The organism is Brevundimonas sp., from assembly GCF_041688735.1.
Lineage (GTDB): Bacteria > Pseudomonadota > Alphaproteobacteria > Caulobacterales > Caulobacteraceae > Brevundimonas.
In genome coordinates, this window is the sequence record NZ_JBDNHO010000101.1 from 1 (window position 1) to 23,263 (window position 23,263).

The following is a 23,263-nucleotide window of genomic DNA, read 5'->3' on the forward strand; positions in this document are numbered from 1 at the left end:
AACGCGCCTTGCCCATAATAGCCTCCCAATCAGAAGACCCATGGACTCACGGTTCGGACCCGATGGGAATCCCCCGCTCGATCACATTCGATTCAACTCAGCGGGCGGCTGCTCTAGTCCTCGCGCAGCCGCTCCAGCGCGGCGTCGGCCTGATCCTTGTGACGACGCTTGATGTTGGTGCCCAGGGTGGCGATCAAGGCCGCGATGACCGCTGCGTCGTCGGTGAAACCGACCACGGCGAAAATATCCGGAATGGCGTCGATAGGCAGGACGAAATAGGCCAGCGCTCCCAGCATGATCCCCTTGGCCGCTGTCGGCGTCTCTGGATCGCGGGCTGAATACCAGACGCTGACCACCTGCCGGGCGAAGGGGATGCGGGCCGCCGTGCGCCGGATCTTGGGCCAGAAGCCCTTCTGCACCCGCACCTCATTGACTCGCTGCACCGAGGGCACGAGCGCGCGCGACGGGTCCAGCGCGTCTTCCGGCGTGACGGGTTTGGCATTCGTGGTCATGGCGGCTAAATCCCCGCGACGTTCTCAGGTTCAAAATCAATATAGGGGCTCCGGCCATGAAACTCGACGGGTCGATCGCGGTGGTGGTGACGGGTGGAGCCTCCGGTCTGGGCGAGGGCACCGCGCGCGCCATCGCCGCGACCGGGGCGCAGGTCGCCCTGTTCGACATGAATGCCGAGAAGGGCCAGGCGATCGCGAAAGAGATTGGCGGCGTGTTCTGTCTGGTCGATGTGACGGATGACGCCTCGGTCGCCTCGGGCTTCGAAAAGGCGCGCGCCGCCCACGGCCAGGAGCGGCTGACCGTCAACTGCGCCGGCATCGCCACGGGCCAGAAAACCGTCAGTCGCAAGAAGGACACTGGCGAGATCCGCGCCCACGACATGGCCCAGTTCGAGCGCACCGTGCGCGTCAATCTGTTCGGCACCTTCCGCGTCCTGTCGCAGTCTGCGGCCGGCATGGTGACGCTGGAGCCCATGGCCGACGGCGAGCGCGGCCTGATCGTCAACACCGCCTCGGTGGCGGCCCAGGACGGCCAGATCGGCCAGGCGGCCTATGCCGCGTCCAAGGGCGGCGTCTATGCCATGACCCTGCCGGTCGCGCGCGACCTGGCCCAGGAAGGTATCCGCTGCAACACCATCCTGCCCGGCATCATGTGGACGCCGATGATGGCCGGCATGGACCAGAAGATTCAGGACGCCCTGGCCGCCGCCATCCCCTTCCCCAGCCGTCTCGGCACGCCCGCCGACTATGCCTCGCTGGTGCTGGAACTGGCCCGTAACGTCTACATCAACGGCGAATGCATCCGGCTTGATGGGGCCATAAGATTGGCGCCCCGTTAGGGCGCTACCGCTCGCGACGGGGTCGTTCGCTGCTCGAGCGCGGACGGCGCGAAGCGTCAGGCCGCGTCGGGTCGACAAGGTGGAGCCTTGTGACTGCGGCCAGCCAAAAAGAGGCTTGCGGAGCGAGCCGACGGTCCGCTATACGCCCGCCTCCGACTGAAGTGCGGGCGTAGCTCAGTGGTAGAGCACAACCTTGCCAAGGTTGGGGTCGAGAGTTCGAATCTCTTCGCCCGCTCCAGTCGAAAGTCCAGCTAGCCCGGTCCGCGTGACCGGGCTTTTCTGTTTTTACGCTTGGGCTGCGTGAGTTTGCCAAGGTTGGGGTCGAGAGTTCGAATCTCTTCGCCCGCTCCAGTCGAGAAATCTTTCCTTGGGCGCTGCCGCTCTTTAAGCGGTCGCTCGCTGCTGGAGCGCTAGCGGACGACATGAGCGGTCCGGACTGGTCGCCCCGACCCCCGCCTTGAGAGCGGCGCGGTGGCTTCCGGGCGAGACCTATTGGCTGATCCCGGGCGGCATCGCGTTCTTTGGCCTGACCGACCGGTTTGGCCGCCGGACGGCCTAAAGGCCCAGCGCGGCCCTGATGTCGCGCCAGTCGATGTATTTGAAGTTCTGGGTGCCGACGTCGTTGACGTCGTCCTGAACGACCACGAGGCCTTCCGGGAAGCGTCCTACCGGGCCGCCGAGCGCCGCCAGGCCGTCTGTGCCGGTCACCTTGTCCACGGCGCCCTCGCCGACGATGAAGCGGCCCACATAGGCGGGTGCGGGGCCGTCGATGCGCCAGACCGGGAAGGCCGAGTCGCCCTGGCTGGAGCCGATCAGATAGCGCGCGTCGCCGTCGGCGAGAATGGTCAGGCCCTCGGCGTCCGCGACCAGGAGGTCAGGGGCGATTCCCTGAACCAGCGTGCGGCCGGCACCCGACGCGGGGTCCAGGCCGTAGCGCCAGACGCCGACGTTCTCCTCAGCCAGGTAGAGGGCGTTCGTCGCCTCGTCCGCGGCACAGCCTTCCGAGATCGTGCCGATGTCGAAGCGCCGGACCTCGCGCGCAGAGGGTCGCCCTGCGGCGTCGGCGGTCAGGAGGAACTGTCGCACCTCGCCTTCGTGGCCGACGAGGACGGCGTGGACCTCGTTTCCGCGCCGGGCGAAGCAGAAGCCATAGGGCTCGATCACGTCCGTCGTGATCGCCCCCCAGGGCCGTACGCCGTCGTCACTCGCCGCCGGATCGAACAGGTACAGGGACACGCCGGTCTTGCCCGGCGTCCGGTCGCTGGCGCCCAGCACCACCTGGGACCGTCCGCCGACGCTGAGACCTTCGGTGACGTCGACGTTGTTCAGCAGGCCCTCGGGCAGGAACTGAAGTACCGCGCCGTCCAGACCGTAGATGTAGAGCCCCGCCTTCTTGTCCGTGCCCGCGACGAAGCCCGGCGTGGCGACGCCCTTGATTGTCACGGCTGACCGCCCGACCCAGATCGCCGGGTCGTCGGCGGCATCCTCGCCCCCTGCGGTGCCGACAGACGGCGTCTCCAGCGTCGCCCTGACCGGTGCGCCCGGACCGACGAAACCCTCGCCCTCGCCCTGATAGTCGACCTCGGACGTGGCGCAGGCCGCCAGCAGAGCCGCAGAGGCGACCGCGACGGTCAGGATTCGGATGGTCATGCGCGCCCCCGCGATAATGAATGTTCCAGCCCTCACCATGACGCTGGCGGACCGTCAATGCGATCTCGATGACGGTTCCGTGTAGCGATGGCGAATAAACGTTCCGAGCCGGACGGTTTGTCATGCGGGTGTAGCCAAACCGACGACTTTTCTTCGTTGAACCGTCGTATCGGCGTCGCCGTCACGGCTTAGCTGCGCTGATCAGAGCCGACGACCGGGGGGTCGATCGGATCATCGGGGACGCCTATCATGAAACTCGCACTCTTGCTCGGCGGCGCTCTGGCGCCGCTCGCCTTCGCCGTGCCGGCCTTCGCCCAGACTGCGCCTCCCGAAGGCCCGGTCACCGCCGTTGAGGACGTCATCGTCACCGGCCAACCAGCCCTGCGAAACCGCACGGACGACATTGTCCCGACCCTGTCCTATGACCTGGACTATTTCCAGCGGTTCGAACCGCTGACCGTTGGAGACGCCCTGAAGCGCGTGCCCTCGGTCGCCTTCCTGTCGGACATACTGGAATCCGACGGCGTACGTTTGCGCGGCCTGGAGCCGGGCTACACCAAGATCCTTATCGACGGCGAGGAAGTGCCCGGCGGTGGCGTGGACCGTTCCTTCTTCGTGGACCGTATCCCCGCCGAGCTGATCGAGCGGGTCGAGGTGGTTCGGTCATCCTCGGCCAACCGGTCGGGCGACGCCGTGGCCGGCACCATCAACATCGTGCTGCGCGACGCCCTCTCGCTGGACGGCGGCTATGTCCGCCTGGGCGCCATCGCCTTCCCTGACAGCGCCTACGGCCAGTTCGGCGGCACCTACGGCGCTGTGTGGGGCGGCCAGGTCGGCCCGGGCCGGCTCGTGGTCGGCACCAATGTCCAGGATCGTCGCAACCCCAAGGACAAGTTCAGCCAGCGCTTCGACGAGCCCGGCGGCACCCTGGACAATACCGAGGTCCAGACCGACGTCCGCGACGGCACCGACTATGGCTTCAACGCGGGCTATGAGGTCGAGGTCGGCGGCGGCACCCTGGACCTGTCGGGCGTGTTCGTGCGCACCGACCGATTTCAGGACGAGGGCTCGATCGAGTACCGCGGCGGCATCGAGAACGCGGCCAATCTGCTGACCGTCAATGACAACGACTTGGACATCCGCACCGACAACCTGTCGCTGCGCGGCCGCTATGAGCGCGAGATGTTAGGCGGCGAAACGACCTTCAAGCTGGCCTACGCCTCCATCGACGACGAGCAGTACGAGTTCGAGTCCGAGTCGGAATACCTGCGCGACGCGATCATCTTCCCCGAGGAGGACCGCTTCACGCTCGACTCGACGTTCGTCGACATTCAGGACGAGGAGTGGAAGGGGGCGGTCGAGCACAAGATCGACCTGTCCAACGGCCTCGACCTGGAGTTTGGCGTTCAGGTCAACAGCAAGGAGCGCGAGAGCCTGGTCGCAGAGACACCGCGCATCCGCTTCAACGTGCCCAACGCCCCGGCCCCGCGCCCGGCGGTTCCCGCCTTCGGCCCGGCCACCGCAGTGCCCGGCGGCGACTCCTCGATCGAGGAGACCCGCATCGACCCCTACGTCATGGTGTCGGGCGAGAACGGAGCCTTCGCCTGGGAAGCCGGCCTGCGCTACGAGACGACCGACGTCACCATCGTCGACCGCACCGTCGCCCCGGCCCTGCAGACCACCGAGAACGACTACGCTGAGCTGCTGCCCTCGTTCAGCGCCCGCATCCGCGTCAGCGAGACGGAACGAATCATCTTCTCGGCCGCCCGCACCGTGCGCCGCCCCAACTTCAACCGCCTGTCACCCGCGCTGCTCGAAGAGGAGTTCGGCGACGAGGACTTCGTCGGCAATCCCAACCTGCAGCCCGAGACGTCCGTCGGCTTCGACCTAGGCTTGGAGCGTCGCCTGGGCCGTCGCGGCATCGCTGGCATCAACGTCTTCTGGCGTGAGATCGACAACCTGGTCGAGGAAGTGAACACCGGCCTGGAAGGCTCGGCTGGCCCCGGCACCTCCATCTATACCGTGGACAACGTCGGCGGCGGCAGTGTCTCTGGCGTCGAGTTCGACCTCTCCACGCCACTGGACTTCATCGGCATGGAGTCGACCGGCGTCTTCCTGAACTACTCCTGGCTGGACAGCTCGATCCGAGACATCTTCGGCTCGCGTCGCTTCAACGACCAGTCGGACTATGTTTTGAACTTCGGCTTAACCCAGGACATCCCGACCTGGGGCGCGGCCTTCGGCGCCACCTACCGTAAGCAGGGCGACGCCGGGAGCCGCGTCCTGGCAAGAGAGCTGGTGACCTCCTATGGGCCCGACCTGGAGATATTCATTGAGAAGCAGATCGGTTCCAACATCGTCGTGCGCCTGACCGGCTCGAACCTGCTCGACTCGTCCAAGGACGAAGTGTTCGACAAGTTCGACAGCGTCGACGACCAGCGCAACCGCGACTACGATGAGTATGAGCTGGAAACCGAAAGCGCCGGGCCGGTCTATCAGCTGGTCATGCGCGTCGCCTTCTGAGGCATCCCGCTGAGAAGAAGTCGGGGGGCCAGGCGGCGACGCCCAGCCCCCCTTTTTTGTGTCACGGGCGGGCCGGTCAACACTATTGCTGGACCACGCGGGCGCGCCCGGCTAGGTCGCCTTTGGGGCGAAATCCGACCGGTTCGGTTCGCCGTTTGCAAGGTGTCTCCCGAACGGGCGCGCGTGGCGCCAGAACGAGACAGTCGGGTCGCATGTTTCTCGAAGGCCAGGTCAACTGGATGTGGGTTCTGGCGGGCTTGGCTGTCGTGGGCTGGCTTGTCGGGCTGATCGGCCTGTGGCTGGCCATCTCGAACCGTTCGCGCCACGTCGACACTTCGGACCAGATGGATCTGGCTCAGCGCGTGGCCGAGGAATCCGAAAAGCGGCTGTTCGAGACGGTGTACGCCATCCCCGTCGCCCTGGTCGAGACCGACAAGAACGGCAAGTTCGTCTTCGCTAACCGCGCCGCGCATCAACTGTTGGGCCGTCGCGACGCGGAGCTGATCGGCCTGCGGTTCCATTCGGCGACCTGGGGCATCACCTTCCCCGACGGCCGGCCGGTGCCGCCCGACTTGCTGCCCAGCGCGCGGGCCCTGCGCGGCCAGACGGTGAAGGGCTTCCAGCACTTGCTGGCCAATCCGTCCTCGCACAAGACCATGCTGGTCTCGGTCACGGCCATGCCGATCAAGAATGAACTGGGCCAGATCACCGGCTCGACCGCCGCCATTGTCGAGACCGAAGGCCTGCAAACGCCGGACCCCTTGCCTGTAAAACCCGCCGCGGACGGCGACGCCCTGACCCGCCGGGTCTTCGAAGCCGCAGCCAGCGCGCTGGTGGTCGTGGACGCCGACGGACGCGTGCGAGAGGCCAACCAGACGGCGCTGCTGGTGCTGGGCCGCGACGCGGTGGATGGAGATTTCGTCGACCTGTTCCTCGGCGAAGATGAACGCGTCGAAGGCCGCCGGGTCCTGCGCGCCGCCCTGATCGCTCGGGCGGGCGGGGCCGGGCCGATCCTGTCGCGAAGGGACGGGGAAGACGGTATCCGCTGGTCCATCCTGCCATTGAGCGACGTCGAGGGCCGGGTGGATGCCCTGTTGCTGGCTGGCGAACGCGCGCTCGCTGGCGAAGAGGCCGCGGCCGCCACCGGCTCTTCTCCCGCCGATGACACCGTGCCGGAGGGGCCCGTCAAGGCCCGCGAGGCCGCGCTCCGCCAAGACGCTGAGGCCGCCCGCCGGGAGGCCACCGAGGCCCTGGCCACGGCATCTTCCGCCCGCGCGGAGGCCGCCGCCGCCCGCGCCGCCGCCGCCAAGGCCCTGGCCGACGCCGAGGCCGAGCTCGAAGGCGGCCGGCGGATGGAGAACGTGGGGCGGCTGACCGGCGGTCTTGCGCACGATTTCAATGCTCTGTTGGGCGTCATGAACGGAGCGCTGGACATGATGTTGCGCCAGGCGGACGATCCGGCCCGGGTGCGGCGCCTGGGTCAGGCCGCTCTGGCCGCGGGCCAGCGCGGAGAAGTGCTGACCCGCCGTCTGACCGCCTTCTCGCAGGGCGACGACGCGCCGACCAGCAGGGCGCTGGACGCGGCAGCCCTGCTGCGCGGGATGGAGTCACGTCTGCGCGCGCTGGCGGGTCCCGGGATCGATCTGATGATCGAAGGGCCGTCGGTCGAGACGCCGGTGCGGCTGGACCCCGTCGCATTCGAAGGCGCGGTCAAGGCCCTGACCCGGAACGCGGTGGACGCCTTGGACGGCAAGGGATCGGTGGCGGTTCGCCTTGAGGCGTTGCTGGAAGGCGGCGTCCGTCTGAGCGTTCGCGACGACGGTCCGGGCATGGACCGCGACGTGGCCGAGCGCGCCGTCGAACCCTTCTTCACCACCCGCGAAGGCGCGGCGGGACTGGGCCTGTCGCAGGCCTACGCCTTCGCGCGCCAGTCTGGCGGCACCCTGTCGATCGAAGCGGCGCCCGGACACGGCGCGGAGGTCTCGATCACCCTGCCAATGGCGCAGGCCGCCGCCGCCGCCTGACTCCCGGCCGACTGGCCTACCGAGCGAGACAGCCTATATCTGCCCCACGGTTGACGCGGCCCGGCGCGCCGTTAGGTTCCCCGCGCCTCCCCCAGCGCCCGAAAGACAGAGAAACCCCATGGCCGAAGCCGCTTCCTATGACGTCGTCATCATCGGCGGCGGTCCGGGTGGCTACAACGCCGCCATCCGCGCCGGGCAGCTGGGACTGAAGGTCGCCTGCGTCGAGATGCGCGAGACCCTCGGCGGGACCTGCCTGAACGTCGGCTGCATGCCGTCCAAGGCCCTGCTCCACGCTTCGGAGATGTATGAGGCGGCCTCGAAGACGTTCGTCAACATCGGCATCGAGGTCACGCCGAAACTGAATCTGCCCGTCATGATGAAACAGAAGGCCGACAGCGTGACGGCCCTGACCAAGGGCATCGAATTCCTGTTCAAAAAGAACAAGGCGGACTGGATCAAGGGTCGCGGGAAGATCGTCGGTCCCGGAAAGATCGAGGTCACGGCCGCTGACGGTTCGGTATCCGTGCTGGAAACGAAGAACATCGTAATCGCCACAGGCTCCGAGCCGACTCCGCTGCCGGGCGTCAACTTCGTCGAGGGCAGGGTCGTAGATTCGACGGGCGCGCTGTCTCTGTCGGCCGTCCCCAAGCATCTGATCGTCGTCGGTGCCGGCATCATCGGACTAGAGCTGGGCTCCGTCTGGCGCCGTCTGGGGGCCGAGGTCACGGTCGTCGAATATCTGCCGCGCATCACGCCCGGCATGGATTCCGATCTGGCCACCGCCTTCCAGCGCGTCCTGACCAAACAGGGCATGACGTTCAAATTGGGCTCCAAGGTCACGGGATCGAAGGCCGTCAAGGATGGCGTGGAACTGACGGTCGAACCCGCTGCTGGCGGGGCAGCCGGGACCCTGAGCGGCGATGTCGTGCTGGTCGCCATCGGCCGGCGTCCTTACACAGCCGGACTGGGGCTCGAGACCGTGGGCGTCGAGACGGACAAACGCGGCGTCATCGTCGGCAATCACTTCAAGGTGGCGGATGGTGTTTGGGTCATCGGCGACGTGACCGCCGGCCCCATGCTGGCCCACAAGGCCGAGGAAGACGCCGTCGCCGCCATCGAGCTGATCGCGGGCAAGGCGGGCCACGTCGACTACAATCTGGTGCCGAGCGTGGTCTATACCTTTCCGGAGGTGGCCTGGGTTGGAAAGACCGAGGACCAGCTCAAGGAGGACGGGGTCGCCTACAAGACGGGCAAATTCCCCTTCAGCGCCAACAGCCGCGCCAAGATCAACCATGAGACCGACGGCTACGCCAAGGTGCTGGCCGACGCGACCACTGACCGCATTCTGGGCGTCCACATCATGGGGCCGCAGGCCGGAGAGCTGATCGGCGAGGCTTGCGTGGCCATGGCCTTCGGCGGCGCGTCCGAAGATCTGGCCCGCATCAGCCACGCCCACCCCACCCGTTCCGAAGCCGTCAAACAGGCGGCCATGGGCGTCGAAGGCTGGACGATGCAGGCCTGATCCCGAGACCTTTCGGCACCGTCGTCGGACGGTCCGGGTCCCTTTGACGTTCCGTGTTCAAGCCGTCCTCGCCGACTTATCAGCGGCAGTCTAGACCACTTTTGCTTCAGGTCGAATCGACCTGAATCCAAAAAATGGTCCAGAATCATGCTGGAGTGAAATCTGAGCCTTGATGGACTGCGTCCATCAAGACCGATTTCGCTCTAGGCCCGGGGATGAGCCGCTGAATAGGCGTCGAGCAGCCGCGCCGAGTCCACGGCGGTGTATTTCTGCGTCGTCGACAGGCTGGCGTGACCCAGCAATTCCTGGATGGAGCGCAAATCCGCCCCGGCACCCAGCAGGTGGCTGGCGAAACTGTGCCGTAGCGCGTGGGGCGTGGCGCTGGCGGGCAGGCCCAGACGGCCGCGCAGGCGCTGGACCGTCGCCTGGACGTGGCGCGGGCTCAGCGGTCCGCCACGGCGCGCGCGAAACAGGGCGTCCGACGGTGCGAGAGGGAAGGGCAGCAGCGCCAGATAGGCTTCCACGGCGTCCCGCACGGCCGGAAGCACAGGCGCGAGCCGGGTCTTGCCGCCCTTGCCCGTGACCCGCAGTGTCTCGGCCATAGGCGCGTCGGCGCGGGTCAGGACCAGGCCCTCCGATATGCGCAGGCCACAGCCGTAGAGCAGAGTCAGAACGGCCCGGTCGCGCGCTGCCTCCCAAGGCCGCGCGTCGGGATCGGCGTCCGGTTCGTGCAAAAGGCCTCGTGCCTGATCCTCGGTCACGGGGCGCGGCAGGGTAGCCTTGACCCGCGGACCGCGCACCAAGGCCAGTTGCGGGGCCGGGGTGGCGCAGCGGCGGTCGAGAAAGCCGTGGAAGGCGCGGATAGCCGACAGGGTTTGGCTGATCGAGCGCGCACCCAGCGGCCGGTCACCGGAGCGTCGCTCGGCCAGATGGGCGCGGACTTCGGCCGCCGTGATCGCGCCGAGGTCGGACAGGTTTTGCAGCCCGCCACGGTGGCGCTCCAGGAAGGCGAGATAAAGTCGGCCGACATGGCCGTAGGCCTCCAGCGTTCGGGGCGACAGCCGACGCTCGTGCGCCAGATGCTCCAGCCAGGCGGAGAGCGCTTCGGACCCCGTCAACTTAGAATGGGCCATCGTTCGGCCGTGCGCTCCACCACCCGGGCGATGAAGGCGACCAGTTCACAGCCCATGGTCGAGGTGAAGCCCTCTTCTTCCGGAGAGCCGAAAGCGCAGAGGGCGTGACGGGTCGACAGGTCCGAACCCGGGAAGGCGGGAGACATGCGGATCAGGGCGACGGACTTCACCTCGGCTTCGGCCGCGCCGAACAGGTTCAGACCGGCGAAATTCTGGCCCAGCCAGGTCAGTCCATGTTCGCCCAGCAAGCCGTCGACGCCGCCGACCTCAAGACCGCGCCAGCCGAACGGCACGCCACCGGGCTTTTCCAGCGCGATGGCGGCCCCGGCCAGGCCGAAGCGTCCCTGCGCCACCGCGTCGAGACGTCGGGCGAGGTCAGAGAGGTTTCGCGCCTCCATCAGGTCCAGCGCCGCGACATGGGTCTGGGTCTGGGCGGCGAAATTGGCGCGCGCGATGCTCTCGATCCGCTTCCTGGCGTCGGCCTCGCGCTCGGCGACCTCTTCCAGCCGGGTCAGCGCGGCGCGGCCGAACTCGACCACATTGCGCCCGTGCGGCTTCAGCCCGACCTCTTCCAACAGGGAGCGATCGTCCAGCAGGGTCTGGGGATTGGCTTGCAGCCACGCGCGGATTTCGGGCCAATGCGGCTCGTGCGGTGCGGTGGAAAGGTCTGGCGAAACGCTCACGGCCCTCTCCTCGAGGCGAACTACAGAATGGACTGGCCGGTCTTGCCCCAGTCGGCCAAGAAGGCATCAAGCCCCTTGTCGGTTAACGGGTGCTTGACCAGGGCCCGGAAAGTTTCGGCGGGCAGGGTGGCGGCGTCGGCCCCGGCGATGGCGGCGGCGCTGACATGGGCCGGATGGCGCAGCGAGGCGGCGAGAATCTGCGTGTCAAAGCCATGCACGTCATACAGCACCCGAATCTCTTCGAGCAGGGCGATGCCGTCGGCACCGTGGTCTTCCAACCGGCCCACGAAGGGCGAGACGAAGGTCGCTCCGGCCTTGGCAGCCAGCAGGGCCTGGGCGGCCGAGAAGCACAGGGTGACGTTGGTCTTGATGCCCTTGTCCGCGAAAACCCGCGTTGCGCGCAGGCCGTCCCACGTCAGGGGCAGCTTCACCACCACATTGGGGGCGATGGCGGCCAGTTTGTCGCCCTCCTTTACCATCGTCTCGAAATCGGTCGCCACGGCCTCTGCGGAGATCGGCCCCTCGACGAGGGCGCAAATCTCGGCGATGACCTCGGCGATGTTGCGACCGGATTTGGCGATCAGAGAGGGATTGGTGGTGACGCCGTCCACCATGCCGGTGGGGACCATGTCCTTGATGACGGCGACGTCGGCTGTGTCGAGGAAGAGTTTCATGGTGCCGGTGTTTAGCGCCCGTCTGACGCAAGCGCGAGCCAAATCCTCTCCCATCGGGGGAGGGGGACCATGCGCAGCATGGTGGAGGGGGCCGACCCTGGACTCCCGTGTGTGCGGTGAGCCCACTCCGTCACGACGCGAAGCCGCGCCGCGCCACCTCCCCCGAGGGGGGAGGATTTGAAAGTCGCCAGCGTCCTCATTCCCCTGCCGGTGCCGGAAGCCTTCGACTACGAAATCCCGGCGGGGGTCGTGGTCCAGCGCGGCGATCAGGTCGCCGTGCCCTTGGGTCCACGGCTGATGCGGGGCATCGTCTCGGAGGCGCGCGAGACGACCGGCTCGAACCGGCGGCTCAAGGCCATCGACCATGTGCTGGACGATCCGCGCCTGCCGGAAGGTACCGTGGATTTCGTCGAATGGGCCGCGCGCTGGACGTTGAGCGCGCCGGGCGAGATGGCCGCGACCACTTTGAAGGGGCTGCGCGCGCCGCAACCGCGGCCCGAACGACGGGTGCAGCGGGTCGGCGAGCGGGTGCCGGCCCGACCCACGGCGGCGCGCACGGCGGTGCTGGAGGCGCTTGGCCAGCGCTCCATGCCCGGTCCCGATCTCGCGCTGGCTGCGGCTGTGTCGTCGGGTGTGGTCAAGGGTCTGCTGGAGGAGGGCGTGCTGGAGGTAATCGAGATCGAGGCGGTGGCCGCCTTTGACGCGCCCGATCCCGACCATGCGCCGGCGACGCTGAACCCGGACCAGGCGGCGGCTGCGGACGTGATCACCGAGGCCACGGCCCGGAGCGGTTTTGCGCCGTTCCTGCTGGACGGGGTCACCGGCTCGGGCAAGACCGAGGCCTATCTGGAGGCTGCGGCGCGGACGCTGAAGGCTGATCCGACGGCGCAGATCCTGATCCTGCTGCCCGAGATCGCCCTGACCCAGGCCCTGATCGCGCGGATTGCGGCGCGCTTCGGGGCCTCGCCCGCAGAATGGCATTCCGGAATCAATCCGCCGCGTCGTCGACAGGTCTGGGAGGCGGTCGTCGCCGGGCGGTGCAACATCGTCGTCGGCGCGCGCTCGGCCCTGTTCCTTCCCTACGCCAATCTGCGGCTGGTGGTGGTGGACGAGGAACACGACGGCTCGTTCAAACAGGACGAGGGCCTCGTTTATCACGGTCGCGACCTGGCCGTGGCGCGGGCGCGGATCGAGGGGGCCACGGTGGTCCTCGCCTCGGCCACGCCGTCACTGGAGACGCTGTGGAACGCGCACCAGGGCCGCTACGGCTGGCTGAAGCTGGCGGCGCGGCATGGGACGGCGGTGTTGCCGGACATATCCCTGCTGGACCTGCGCCAGACCCCACCCGATCCCCAGACTTGGCTGTCGCAGCCGCTCCGGGAAGCCATCGGCGAGACGCTGCTGCGCGGCGAGCAGACCCTGCTGTTCCTGAACCGGCGCGGTTATGCTCCGGTGGTGCTGTGCCGCGCCTGTGGACACCGGATGACGGCGCCCGACACCGACAGCTGGCTGGTCGAGCATCGCTACACCGGGCGGCTGGTCTGCCACCTTACCGGCTTCACCATGGCTCGCCCGAAACATTGCCCGTCATGCGGGGCTGAAGACACGCTGGTATCAGTCGGCCCGGGCGTGGAGCGGGTCGAGGAAGAGGTGCGCCAGCTGTTCCCAGAGGCGCGCACGGCTGTGTTCAGCTCGGACACCGTGCCCGACGGCAAGTCGGCCAGGGCACTGATCCAGCGGATGGCAGACGGCGAGATCGATATTCTGGTGGCGACGCAGGCGGCGGCCAAGGGCCACAACTTCCCGCGTCTGACGCTGGTCGGGGTGGTGGACGCGGACCTTGGCCTGCGTGGCGGCGACCTGAGGGCGGCGGAGCGTACTTTCCAGTTGCTGACCCAGGCGACGGGCCGCGCCGGCCGCGCCGACCGGCCGGGTCGAGCCATTCTGCAGACCTGGACGCCGGAGCATCCGGTGCTGATGGCACTGGCGGCCGGCGACCGCGACGCCTTCGTGGAAGCCGAGATGGCGGAAAGGGAGGCGGCGTCCCTGCCGCCCTACGGCCGACTGGCGGCGCTGATCCTGTCGGGTGAGAACGGCGCGGCGGTCGAGGCGACGGCCAGCGCGCCCGCCCAGTCCATCCCGAACGCTGAGCGCCTGGAAGTCTACGGCCCCGCCGATGCGCCGCTGGCGCTGGTGCGTGGTCGCCGCCGAAAGCGTCTGCTGGTCCGCGCCGACCGGGACGTGGACCTTCAGGGTTTTCTGCGGGCGTGGCTGGCGCGGGTGAAGATTCCCGGATCGGTGCGGCTGACCGTCGACGTGGACCCCTATTCCTTCCTCTAGAGGCCCGGGTCCCAGGCGCCCGCGTCCCGCATGCGGCTCTCGCGCGCTTCCGTGGCGCGGCCGCCCACTTCCTCGGCCATGCGACAGACTTCTTTCGACACGGTTGATTTGTAGAGGCCGGGCACCAGGCCGTGCACGAAGGCGCAACCTGCCAGCTTCAGCAGGCGAAAGCCGAACCGCGCCGACGCGGCCATGTGGTGGAAATAGCTTTCGTTCACCTCGCGTGGGTGTTCGACGAACAAACGGTTCAGCGTGCGGATCATGTAGACAGCCTAACCTGCGTCGGGTCATCCCTCTACCCGACCGGTGCATTTTGGCCTAAACCGCGCGCCAGAACAGGGGGGATGCCGGGATCGGACGACGATTCGGCCATGCGCCCCCGACACGCTTAGGAAAGACCACCCATGGCCGACGGTTCCACCGCCCCGCACAAGACCTTCCGCTGGGACGATCCGCTGGACCTGTCGGGTCGGCTGACCGACGACGAGCGGATGATCCAGGATGCGGCGCGTTCCTATGCCCGCGAGAAACTGCTGCCTCGCGTGGTCGCCGCCTTCCGCGACGAGACCTTCGACCGCGCCATCATGACCGAACTGGGCGAGATGGGCTTTCTGGGGGCCATGTTGCCGGAACAGTATGGCGGCTCGTCGGTCAGCCACGTCGCCTATGGCCTGATCTCGCGCGAGATCGAGGCGGTCGACAGCGGCTATCGCTCGGCCATGAGCGTGCAGTCGTCGTTGGCCATGTATCCGATCTACGCCTTCGGTTCGGAAGAGCAAAAGATGCGCTTCCTGCCGCCCATGGCGGCCGGCGAACTGGTCGGCTGTTTCGGCCTGACCGAGGCCGATGGCGGCTCGGACCCGGCCTCGATGAAGACCAGGGCGGTCAAGGTCGACGGCGGCTATCGCCTGAACGGGGCGAAATACTGGATCACCAACAGCCCGATCAGCGATCTGGCCATCGTCTGGGCCAAGCTGGCCGATTCTCCAGGGGAAGATGAGGTCATCCGCGGCTTCATCGTCGAACGCGGCATGGACGGCTTCACCACCGACAAGATCGGCGACAAGCTGTCCTTACGCGCCTCCATCACCGGCGACATCGGCCTCAACGACGTCTTCGTGCCGGAAGAGAACCTGCTGCCGGGCGTCAAGGGCCTGCGCGGGCCGTTCTCGTGCCTGAACAAGGCCCGCTACGGTATCGCCTGGGGGGCCATGGGCGCGGCCGAGGCCTGTTTCCACCTGACCCGGGACTATGTCGGCGAGCGCATGCTGTTCGGCCGCCCGCTGTCGTCGCGCCAGCTGGTGCAGAAGAAGCTGGCCGACATGCAGACCGAAATCTTCCTCGGTTTCGAGGGCGCGCTGGCGCTGGGTCGGCTGCTCGACCAGGGGGCCTGGGTGCCCGAGGCCATCTCGATGATGAAGCGCAACAACTGCGGCAAGGCGCTGGATATCGCCCGCGTCGCCCGCGACATGCACGGCGGTGCCGGAATCACCGGCGAGATGCACGTCATGCGCCACGCCATGAACCTCGAGACGGTCAACACCTATGAGGGCGCCCACGACGTCCACGCCCTGATCCTGGGCCGGGCGATCACGGGTGAGAGCGCGTTTTAGAATGCCCGAAGCCGCGGAGCCCAAGGGCCGGCTGGTCGGCCGTGTCATCGCCATGCCCGCCGACACCAACCCCGAGGGCGATATCTTCGGCGGCTGGTTGCTGGCCCACATGGACTTGGCGGGCGCGACGCCGGCGTTCGAGATGGCGCAGGGACGGTGCGTGACCATCGCCCTGGACGCCATGGTCTTTCACCAGCCCGTTGCCGTCGGCGACGAAGTCTCGCTGCACGCCACGGTGCTGAAGGCCGGCCGCACCTCGATCCGGGTGCATGTCGAGGCCTGGAAGCGCTCTCGCAACGCGGCCCACGCCGAGGCCGTGCGGGTCACCGAGGGCGTCTTCACCTATGTCGCCATAGGCGAGGACCGCAAGCCGAGGGCCTTGCCCGGCGCGGCTTGCTGACCCCGCACGACGCCGGGAAATCTTGACCTTTCGCCCCCCTGCGCCTACCTCGCGAGCATGGCCATCCGTCGCATCCTCACCATCGACAACCCCGCCGACCTGGCGGTGCTCAAACAGGTCTCGACCCAAGTGGAGGCGGTGACGAATGAATTGCGCTGCGTGATGGATGACATGCTTCAGACGATGTACGACGCGCCGGGCATTGGCTTGGCCGCCGTGCAGATTGGCGACACCCGCCGGGTCGTCGTCATGGATCTGTGCGACCGCGACGGCGTCGTTTGCGATTCCGAGACGGGCGAAATGACGGACGAGGAGCGAGAAAAACGGGACGCCGAGCGCCGCAACCCGCGCTATTTTGTCAACCCCGAAATTCTGTGGACCTCTGAAGAGACGATCCCTTACGAAGAGGGCTGTCTGTCAATTCCGGATTATTTCGATTCCGTCGAGCGTCCGGCGCGCGCGCGCGTCCGCTACCTGAACTATACGGGCGAGACGGTCGAGGAAGAGTGCGACGGTCTGTACGCCGTCTGCGTCCAGCATGAGATGGATCATCTGAACGGCGTGCTGTTCATCGACCATCTGTCGCGGCTGAAGCGCGATCGCGCCGTGGCCAAGGTCAAGAAGAACGCAAGGCTGGCCGCCTGATGGCCCGGCTCAAGCGCAACCGCGACCGCATCGTCGACCCGAACGGTCGCCGCCGCCTGACGCGCAACGAAAAGATCGGCATCGGCAGCGTCGTGACCCTGATCGGCGTCGCCGCCCTGGGTGTCATCGCGGGCGTGGTGCTGGACCGGCTGCTGGATTTCGACGACGCCCTGGACGCTGGCGGCGAGTGGGACGAGGGCGGTGGCGTTTCCACGCGCTGGGAATAGCGTCTTTTTGTTTGGCGCTACCGCGCTTCGCGCTACTTGAGCGCGGATCATTCGCGCGAACCCGGACCCACTCTGATGCGCCTCGCCTTCATGGGAACTCCCGACTTCGCCGTGCCGTCGCTGGCCGAGCTGATCGCCAGCGGCCATGAAATCGTGGCCGTCTATTCGCAGCCGCCCCGGCCCAAGGGTCGCGGTCAGAAGCTGACGCCGTCGCCCGTCCAAGCCTTTGCCGAGACCATGGGGCTGCCGGTGTTCACGCCAGCCTCGATGAAGACCGCCGAGCCCATCTCTACCTTTCAGAGCCTTGAAGTCGACGCCGCCTGCGTCGTCGCCTACGGCCAGATCCTGAAGCGCGAGGTGCTCGACGCTCCGGTTCTCGGCTGTTTCAACCTTCACGGCTCTCTGCTGCCGCGCTGGCGCGGGGCCGCGCCGGTCCAGCGCGCCATCATGGCCGGCGACCGCCAGACCGGCGTGCAGATCATGCGCATGTCCGAAGGACTGGACGAGGGCGCGATCCTGCTGTCGGAAGTGCTGGACATCCGGCCTGACGACACCGCCGCCACCCTTGGTGACCGCATGTCCCACGTCGGTGCCAGCCTTTGGCCGCGCGCGCTGGCCGCCATCGAACGCGGCGTCGTCGCGGGTACGGAACAGGCGGGCGAGCCGACCTATGCTCGCAAGATCAGTCCCACCGAAGCGCGCATCGACTGGACCCGTCCGGCGGCAGAGGTTGACGCCCACATCCGTGGCCTCTCACCCTTTCCGGGGGCCTGGTTTGAAACGCCCTCGCCCGAGGGGCCGGTCCGGATCAAGGCGCTGATGTCCGCGCCGTCGCTGCAGGGCGGGGGCGCGCCGGGCGAGGTTCTGGACGGCGATCTGCGCGTCGCCTGTGGTCAGGGTGTCGTCCGCCTGTTGCGCGTACAGCGCGCGGGCAAGGCGGCGCAGACCCCGGACGAAATGCTGCGCGGTTTCCCGATCGCGCCCGGCACGGTGCTTCATGCCGGGCCGCGATCGGAAGGCTCCGCCTTCCCGACCCTAAGCGGCCAAGACTGATGGCCCGTTACCGGCTGACCCTCGAATACGACGGCTCGGGCTATAACGGCTTTCAAGCCCAGGCCGACCAGCCGACGGTGCAGGGTGCCGTCGAGACGGCCATCACGGCCTTCTGCGGCCAGACCGTCCGCATCGCCGCCGCCGGGCGAACGGACACGGGGGTTCATGCGACCGGTCAGGTCATCAGCTTCGACCTCGACAAGGTCTGGCCAGAGCGCACGGTGATGAATGCGCTCAACGCCCATCTGATCGGCGAGGCCGTGTCGGTCCTCGACTGCGTCGCCGTGGACGATGAGTGGCACGCGCGCTTCTCCGCCACGGGTCGCGCCTATCTCTACCGCATCCTCAACCGGCCCGGCCGCCCGGCACTGGACAGGGGCCGGGTCTGGCACATGAAGAAGCCGCTGGACGCCGGGGCCATGCATGAGGCGGCCCAGAGCCTCGTCGGCCTGCACGACTTCACGACTTTCCGCGATGTGAACTGCCAGTCGAGGTCACCGGAAAAGACGCTGGACGTCGTTCGCGTGACCCGCGTCGGCGAAGAGGTGCAACTGACGTTCGAGGCCCGCAGCTTCCTGCACCGACAGGTCCGGTCCATGACCGGCAGCTTGGTCGAGGTCGGGCTGGGTCGCTGGGCGATCGACGACGTGCCGGCGGCGCTCGCTGCGCACGACCGCGCGGCCTGCGGGCCCGTGGCGCCTTCCGACGGACTATATCTGACGGGCGTGCGGTACTAAACGCGCCCGCATGGCCAAGGCGGGGGTCGATCTGCTAACCCGCCCCGCATGACCCAGCCCGCGAACACCGCCGCCCGCCGTCTCGTCGAGACGCTTGTCATCAACGGCATCGACCGCGTCTTCTGCGTGCCGGGCGAGAGCTATCTGGCCGTGCTCGACGCGCTGGCGGACGTGCGCGACCACATTCAGGTCATCGCCTGCCGCCACGAGGCCGGCGCCGCCAACATGGCCGAAGCCTATGGCAAGCTGACCGGCAAGCCCGGCGTCTGCATGGTCACGCGCGGACCCGGCGCGACCCATGCCTCGATCGGCGTGCATACGGCGCATCAGGACTCCACGCCGATGATCCTGTTCGTCGGCCAGATCGCCCTGACCGACCGCGGTCGCGGTGCCTTTCAGGAAGTCGACTATCGCGAGGTGTTCGGCGGCCTGGCCAAATGGGCCACCGAGATCGAGAGCCCCGAACGCACCGTCGAGGTCGTCGAACGCGCCTTCGCCACCGCGCTTCAGGGCCGGATGGGGCCGGTGGTCATCGCCCTGCCCGAGGACATCCTTCACGCCGACGGCGGCCCGGCTCCGATCCGGCCGGTGACGCCCGCGAAGGCGGCGCTGGACCCGGCCTTCGTCGAACAGGTCCGCGCCCGTCTGGCGAGAGCCGAGCGTCCGCTGCTGGTTCTGGGCGGCTCCGGCTGGACCGAAGCGGCCGCAGCGGCCATCGGCGACTGGGCCGAGCGCATCGGCCTGCCGGTCACCCTGTCCTTCCGGCGCAAGGATCTGCTGTCCAACGACCGGAGCAACTACGCAGGCGACCTCGGCCTCGGCTGCAATCCGAAGCTGACGGCGCGGGCCAGGGCCGCCGACCTGATCCTCGCCATCGGGGCCCGGCTGGGGGACAATCCGACGCAAGGCTACACCCTGTTCGACCGGGCAGGGACGGCGCAGACCCTGATCCACATCCATCCGGGCGCCGAAGAGCTGGGTCGCGTCTGGACTCCGCTGATGAGCGCCACGGCGGACAACAGCCTCGCCGCCCTCGCCCTGGCGGAGATCGATCCGCAGCGGACTTGGCACGACGAAGCCGCCGCCGCCCATGCCGACTATCAGGCCTTCTCGACGCCCGTGCCGGTGACCGGTGCGGTCAATATGAGCGAATGCATGGCCCACCTCGGCGGGGTGCTGCCGGCGACCGCCATCGTCACCAATGGGGCAGGCAATTTCGCCGCCTGGCTGCACCGCTTCTATCGCCACCGCGCCTGCCGCACCCAGCTGGCCCCGACCTCGGGTGCCATGGGCTACGGCTATCCCGCCGCCATCGCCGCCAAAAACGTCCACCCGGACCGCGACGTCATCTGCATCTCCGGTGACGGCGACTATCTGATGACCGGTCAGGAGCTCGCCACGGCGGTCCAGTACGGCATCAATGTCGTCGTCGTGGTGGTCGACAACGGCACCTACGGCACCATACGCATGCACCAGGAAGGCCACTATCCGGGCCCCGACCGGGTCATCGCCACCGATCTGAAGAACCCCGATTTCGTCAAATACGCGGAGGCCTTCGGCGCCTTCGGCGTGCGCTGCGAGCGGACCGAGGATTTTCCCGCCGCCCTCGCCGCTGCGCGGAACGCGGGACGCCCGGCCCTTGTCCACCTGATCACTTCGGCGGAAGATATCGCGCCGAACCGCACGATCACCGGTCTGAGGGGTTAGGCAGGCCGTGACGGCGGCGGCCCGCCCGCCTATGTTCGCCGCATGACCGACGCCGCGCCCGATTCCGCCGACCGTCCCGCATCTCAGGACGGCCCTGCCGTGCGACTGTGGATGATCGACGCCTCGGCCTACATTTTCCGCGCCTATCACGCCCTGCCGCCCCTGACGCGCAAGTCCGACGGCCTGCCGGTCGGGGCCGTCCAGGGCTATTGCAACATGCTGTGGAAACTGATCCGCGACATGAAGGGCGAGGACGGCCCGACCCATCTGGTGGCCGTCTTCGACCATTCGGAGAAGACCTTTCGCAATCAGATGTACGACCTCTACAAGGCCAACCGCTCGGCCCCGCCCGAGGATCTGATCCCCCAGTTCCCGCTGGTGCGCGAGGCCACCGCGGCCTTCGGCGTCCACGGCATCGAACTGCCCGGCTGGGAGGCTGACGACCTGATCGCCACCTATGCCTGCCGGGCGCGCGACGCGGGCGGCGAGGCCGTGATCGTCTCGTCCGACAAGGACCTGATGCAGCTGATCGGGCCGTCGGTGGTGATGTGGGACCCGATGAAGGAGCGCCGCCTCGCCGAAGAGGCCGTGTTCGAGAAATTCGGCGTCGCCCCCGACAAGGTGGTCGAGGTTCAGGCCCTGATCGGCGACAGCGTCGACAACGTCCCCGGGGCCCCCGGCATCGGCCCCAAGACCGCCGCTCAGCTGATCCTCGAATACGGCGACCTCGACACGCTGCTGGCCCGCGCCGGCGAGATCAAACAGCCCAAACGCCGCGAGACCCTGATCGAGTACGCCGACCAGATCCGCCTCTCGCGTCAGCTGTGCCGGCTGGACTGCAACGCTCCCGCGCCGGAGCCGATCTCGGACTTCGTAGTCCGCGACCCCGACCCCGAGACCCTGGCCGCCTTCCTCGACAAGATGGAGTTCCGGTCGCTGCGCAGCCGCGTCGGCGACGGCAAGGCTGCGGCCCGCGACGGCACCGCCTTTCTCGCCCGGCCCAAAGTCCCCAGCGCCCCCGTGGCCACCCCCCGCTATGGTCAGGTCGCCCCCGGCCCGGCCGAGGCCCAGACCGTCGACCACGATGCCTATGCCTGCGTCCAGAGGCTCGAGGACCTCGACGCCTGGATCGTCCGCGCCACCGAGGCCGGGGTCGTCGGCTTCGACACCGAGACCGACGCCCTCAGCGCTACCCATGCGGGCCTGTGCGGCGTGTCGCTGGCCATCGGGCCCAATGACGCCTGCTACATCCCCCTGACGCATGAGCACGAACCGGCGGCCAATGCGGGCGGGCTGGATTTCGGCGGGGAGACCGACGCCCGCGAACCCCTGACCCAGATCGACAAGGCCACCGCCCTGGCCCGTTTGAAAATTATTCTGGAAAACCCGGCGGTGCTCAAGGTCACCCAGAACGGTAAATACGATATCGCCGTCATGGCCCAGAGGGGCATCCGGGTGGCGCCGATCGACGACACCATGCTGATCTCATACGTGCTCGAGGGGGGCTTGCACAGGCATGGGATGGATGAGCTCAGCCGGCTGCATCTGGGGCATGAGCCGATCAGTTTCAAGACCGTCGCGGGCACCGGCAAGGCGCAGAAATCCTTCAAACACGTCGAGCTGAAACCGGCCACCCGCTACGCCGCCGAGGACGCCGACGTGACCCTGCGTCTGTGGCGCATCCTCAAGCCCCGGCTGGCGGAGAAGCATCTGGTCACCGTCTATGAGACGCTCGAGCGCGGCATGCCCGCCGTCCTGGCCGACATGGAGCGGGCCGGCGTCCGCGTCGACCCCGACCGCCTCAAACGCCTGTCCAGCGAGTTCGGCCTGCGCATGGCCGAGCTGGAGGCCCAGGCCCACCAGATCGCCGGCCGCCCGTTCAACATCGCCAGCCCGCGCCAGATCGGCGACATCCTGTTCGGCGAGCTCAACCTGCCCGGTGGCAAGAAGACCGCCAGCGGCCAGTGGGGCACCGACGCCAGCGTGCTGGAAGACCTCGCCCAAGTTTCAGGAGAGGGGGCCCACGACCTGCCCCGCGTCCTGCTCGACTGGCGCCAGCTGGCCAAGCTCAAGGGCACCTATACCGACGCCCTGATCGAGGCCGCCGACCCCGCCACCGACCGCGTCCACACCTCCTATCAGCTGGCCGCCGCCACCACCGGCCGCCTGGCCTCGTCCGACCCCAATCTGCAGAACATCCCCATCCGCACCTCCACCGGCCGCCAGATCCGCCAGGCCTTCATCGCCGCCCCCGGCCATGTCCTGATCAGCGCCGACTATTCCCAGATCGAGCTGCGCCTGCTGGCCCATATCGGCGACATCCCCGAGCTCAAACGCGCCTTTGCCGCCGGCATCGACATCCACACCGCCACGGCCAGTGAGATGTTCGGCGTCCCCGTCGACCAGATGGACCCCGAGACGCGGCGCCGCGCCAAGGCGATCAATTTCGGCATCGTCTACGGCATCTCGGCCTTCGGCCTGGCCGCCCAGCTGAACATCGACCAGGGCGAGGCCGGGGCCTATATCAAGACCTATTTCGAGCGCTTCCCCGGCATCCGCACCTATATGGACGCCACCAGGGCCCAGGTGCGCGAGACCGGCACGGTCTCGACCGTGTTCGGCCGCCGCATCCACATTCCCGCCATCCACTCAAAGTCGGGGGCCGAGCGCCAGTTCGGCGAACGCGCCGCCATCAACGCCCCCATCCAGGGGGCCGCCGCCGACATAATCCGTAGAGCCATGATGCGGATGCCGGGGGCGCTGGCCGAGGCCGGGCTCTCGACCCGCATGCTGCTCCAGGTTCACGACGAACTGGTCTTCGAGGCCCCCGAAGCCGAGGCCCCGGCCGCCATCGCGGTCATCAAGCGGGTGATGGAGGGGGCCGCGGAACCGGCCGTGGCGCTGACGGTGCCGCTGGTGGTCGAGGCAAGGGCGGCGGGGAATTGGGACGAGGCGCATTGATCATAAGAGGAAGGGCGCTA

19 protein-coding genes and 1 tRNA gene are annotated in these 23,263 nt (G+C 67.9%); 14 read left to right on the plus strand and 6 right to left on the minus strand.

Going from position 1 to position 23,263, the window contains the following annotated elements; all coding sequences use genetic code 11:
- Positions 1–113: 113 nt before the first annotated feature.
- Positions 114–512, minus strand: a complete 399-nt coding sequence (locus ACESMO_RS10485) for a YkvA family protein (RefSeq protein ID WP_372708098.1) — start codon at positions 510–512, stop codon at positions 114–116.
- Between the two features lie 56 nt (positions 513–568).
- On the opposite strand from ACESMO_RS10485, the gene ACESMO_RS10490 reads away from it, so the two are divergent.
- Together ACESMO_RS10490 and ACESMO_RS10495 are read left to right on the plus strand one after the other, a co-directional pair.
- Positions 569–1,351 (plus strand): SDR family oxidoreductase, encoded by a 783-nt coding sequence (locus ACESMO_RS10490; RefSeq protein ID WP_372708099.1) that lies wholly within the window; start codon positions 569–571, stop codon positions 1,349–1,351.
- A 163-nt stretch (positions 1,352–1,514) separates the two neighbouring features.
- Positions 1,515–1,589 (plus strand) — tRNA-Gly (locus ACESMO_RS10495).
- Between the two features lie 317 nt (positions 1,590–1,906).
- Here ACESMO_RS10495 and ACESMO_RS10500 read toward each other — a convergent pair.
- Positions 1,907–3,001 (minus strand): phytase, encoded by a 1,095-nt coding sequence (locus ACESMO_RS10500; RefSeq protein WP_372708100.1) that lies wholly within the window; start codon positions 2,999–3,001, stop codon positions 1,907–1,909.
- Positions 3,002–3,250: 249 nt separating this feature from the next.
- On the opposite strand from ACESMO_RS10500, the gene ACESMO_RS10505 reads away from it, so the two are divergent.
- The 3 genes from ACESMO_RS10505 (at position 3,251) to lpdA (ending at position 9,070) form a co-directional block, all read left to right on the plus strand.
- Complete coding sequence (locus ACESMO_RS10505) at positions 3,251–5,524, plus strand: TonB-dependent receptor plug domain-containing protein (protein ID WP_372708101.1); 2,274 nt, start codon at positions 3,251–3,253, stop codon at positions 5,522–5,524.
- Between the two features lie 212 nt (positions 5,525–5,736).
- Positions 5,737–7,548, plus strand: a complete 1,812-nt coding sequence (locus ACESMO_RS10510) for an ATP-binding protein (protein WP_372708102.1) — start codon at positions 5,737–5,739, stop codon at positions 7,546–7,548.
- A gap of 118 nt (positions 7,549–7,666) precedes the next feature.
- Positions 7,667–9,070: a dihydrolipoyl dehydrogenase gene (gene lpdA, locus ACESMO_RS10515; protein ID WP_372708103.1), complete on the plus strand. Its 1,404-nt coding sequence runs from the start codon at positions 7,667–7,669 to the stop codon at positions 9,068–9,070.
- Between the two features lie 203 nt (positions 9,071–9,273).
- Here the strand turns inward: lpdA and ACESMO_RS10520 are convergent, their stop codons facing one another.
- The 3 genes from ACESMO_RS10520 to fsa are packed head-to-tail and all read right to left on the minus strand — an operon-like array spanning position 9,274 to position 11,560.
- Positions 9,274–10,203, minus strand: a complete 930-nt coding sequence (locus tag ACESMO_RS10520) for a tyrosine recombinase XerC (protein ID WP_372708104.1) — start codon at positions 10,201–10,203, stop codon at positions 9,274–9,276.
- Positions 10,185–10,886, minus strand: a complete 702-nt coding sequence (locus ACESMO_RS10525; RefSeq protein ID WP_372708105.1) for a DUF484 family protein — start codon at positions 10,884–10,886, stop codon at positions 10,185–10,187. The genes ACESMO_RS10520 and ACESMO_RS10525 overlap by 19 nt, the downstream gene beginning before the upstream one ends.
- A 20-nt stretch (positions 10,887–10,906) precedes the next feature.
- Positions 10,907–11,560 carry a fructose-6-phosphate aldolase gene (fsa, locus tag ACESMO_RS10530; protein ID WP_372708106.1) on the minus strand — a complete coding sequence of 218 codons (654 nt, stop codon included), beginning with the start codon at positions 11,558–11,560 and terminating at the stop codon, positions 10,907–10,909.
- A 177-nt stretch (positions 11,561–11,737) separates the two neighbouring features.
- On the opposite strand from fsa, the gene ACESMO_RS10535 reads away from it, so the two are divergent.
- Complete coding sequence (locus ACESMO_RS10535) at positions 11,738–13,900, plus strand: primosomal protein N' (RefSeq protein WP_372708107.1); 2,163 nt, start codon at positions 11,738–11,740, stop codon at positions 13,898–13,900.
- On the opposite strand, the gene ACESMO_RS10540 is transcribed toward ACESMO_RS10535, so the two are convergent.
- Complete coding sequence (locus ACESMO_RS10540; protein WP_372708108.1) at positions 13,897–14,163, minus strand: DUF6356 family protein; 267 nt, start codon at positions 14,161–14,163, stop codon at positions 13,897–13,899. The genes ACESMO_RS10535 and ACESMO_RS10540 overlap by 4 nt on opposite strands.
- Before the next feature lie 141 nt (positions 14,164–14,304).
- Here ACESMO_RS10540 and ACESMO_RS10545 point away from each other — a divergent pair, with 141 nt between their 5' ends.
- From ACESMO_RS10545 to polA, 8 genes are all read left to right on the plus strand, one after another.
- Positions 14,305–15,513 (plus strand): acyl-CoA dehydrogenase, encoded by a 1,209-nt coding sequence (locus ACESMO_RS10545; RefSeq protein WP_372708109.1) that lies wholly within the window; start codon positions 14,305–14,307, stop codon positions 15,511–15,513.
- A gap of 1 nt (position 15,514) precedes the next feature.
- Positions 15,515–15,913 carry an acyl-CoA thioesterase gene (locus ACESMO_RS10550; protein WP_372708110.1) on the plus strand — a complete coding sequence of 133 codons (399 nt, stop codon included), beginning with the start codon at positions 15,515–15,517 and terminating at the stop codon, positions 15,911–15,913.
- Positions 15,914–15,970: 57 nt separating this feature from the next.
- On the plus strand, positions 15,971–16,558 hold the full coding sequence (locus ACESMO_RS10555; protein ID WP_372708111.1) for a peptide deformylase: 588 nt from the start codon (positions 15,971–15,973) through the stop codon (positions 16,556–16,558).
- Positions 16,558–16,785, plus strand: coding sequence for a hypothetical protein (locus tag ACESMO_RS10560; RefSeq protein ID WP_372708112.1), 228 nt, complete (start codon positions 16,558–16,560; stop codon positions 16,783–16,785). The genes ACESMO_RS10555 and ACESMO_RS10560 overlap by 1 nt, the downstream gene beginning before the upstream one ends.
- 75 nt (positions 16,786–16,860) lie before the next feature.
- Positions 16,861–17,838 (plus strand): methionyl-tRNA formyltransferase, encoded by a 978-nt coding sequence (gene fmt, locus ACESMO_RS10565; protein WP_372708113.1) that lies wholly within the window; start codon positions 16,861–16,863, stop codon positions 17,836–17,838.
- Positions 17,838–18,575, plus strand: a complete 738-nt coding sequence (truA, locus tag ACESMO_RS10570; RefSeq protein WP_372708114.1) for a tRNA pseudouridine(38-40) synthase TruA — start codon at positions 17,838–17,840, stop codon at positions 18,573–18,575. The genes fmt and truA overlap by 1 nt, the downstream gene beginning before the upstream one ends.
- Positions 18,576–18,623: 48 nt before the next feature.
- Complete coding sequence (locus ACESMO_RS10575) at positions 18,624–20,282, plus strand: thiamine pyrophosphate-binding protein (protein ID WP_372708115.1); 1,659 nt, start codon at positions 18,624–18,626, stop codon at positions 20,280–20,282.
- Positions 20,283–20,324: 42 nt separating this feature from the next.
- Positions 20,325–23,243 carry a DNA polymerase I gene (gene polA / locus ACESMO_RS10580; protein WP_372708116.1) on the plus strand — a complete coding sequence of 973 codons (2,919 nt, stop codon included), beginning with the start codon at positions 20,325–20,327 and terminating at the stop codon, positions 23,241–23,243.
- Positions 23,244–23,263 lie beyond the last annotated feature (20 nt).

Coding starts and splice junctions, on each gene's coding strand:
- truA (WP_372708114.1), top strand. CDS start 17,838: ATGGCCCGTTACCGGCTGACCCTCGAATACGACGGCTCGGGCTATAAC.
- ACESMO_RS10510 (WP_372708102.1), top strand. CDS start 5,737: ATGTTTCTCGAAGGCCAGGTCAACTGGATGTGGGTTCTGGCGGGCTTG.
- ACESMO_RS10485 (WP_372708098.1), bottom strand. CDS start 512: ATGACCACGAATGCCAAACCCGTCACGCCGGAAGACGCGCTGGACCCG.
- ACESMO_RS10520 (WP_372708104.1), bottom strand. CDS start 10,203: ATGGCCCATTCTAAGTTGACGGGGTCCGAAGCGCTCTCCGCCTGGCTG.
- ACESMO_RS10545 (WP_372708109.1), top strand. CDS start 14,305: ATGGCCGACGGTTCCACCGCCCCGCACAAGACCTTCCGCTGGGACGAT.
- fmt (WP_372708113.1), top strand. CDS start 16,861: ATGCGCCTCGCCTTCATGGGAACTCCCGACTTCGCCGTGCCGTCGCTG.
- ACESMO_RS10575 (WP_372708115.1), top strand. CDS start 18,624: ATGACCCAGCCCGCGAACACCGCCGCCCGCCGTCTCGTCGAGACGCTT.
- ACESMO_RS10560 (WP_372708112.1), top strand. CDS start 16,558: ATGGCCCGGCTCAAGCGCAACCGCGACCGCATCGTCGACCCGAACGGT.
- fsa (WP_372708106.1), bottom strand. CDS start 11,560: ATGAAACTCTTCCTCGACACAGCCGACGTCGCCGTCATCAAGGACATG.
- ACESMO_RS10490 (WP_372708099.1), top strand. CDS start 569: ATGAAACTCGACGGGTCGATCGCGGTGGTGGTGACGGGTGGAGCCTCC.
- ACESMO_RS10500 (WP_372708100.1), bottom strand. CDS start 3,001: ATGACCATCCGAATCCTGACCGTCGCGGTCGCCTCTGCGGCTCTGCTG.
- ACESMO_RS10505 (WP_372708101.1), top strand. CDS start 3,251: ATGAAACTCGCACTCTTGCTCGGCGGCGCTCTGGCGCCGCTCGCCTTC.
- ACESMO_RS10550 (WP_372708110.1), top strand. CDS start 15,515: ATGCCCGAAGCCGCGGAGCCCAAGGGCCGGCTGGTCGGCCGTGTCATC.
- ACESMO_RS10540 (WP_372708108.1), bottom strand. CDS start 14,163: ATGATCCGCACGCTGAACCGTTTGTTCGTCGAACACCCACGCGAGGTG.
- lpdA (WP_372708103.1), top strand. CDS start 7,667: ATGGCCGAAGCCGCTTCCTATGACGTCGTCATCATCGGCGGCGGTCCG.
- ACESMO_RS10555 (WP_372708111.1), top strand. CDS start 15,971: ATGGCCATCCGTCGCATCCTCACCATCGACAACCCCGCCGACCTGGCG.
- polA (WP_372708116.1), top strand. CDS start 20,325: ATGACCGACGCCGCGCCCGATTCCGCCGACCGTCCCGCATCTCAGGAC.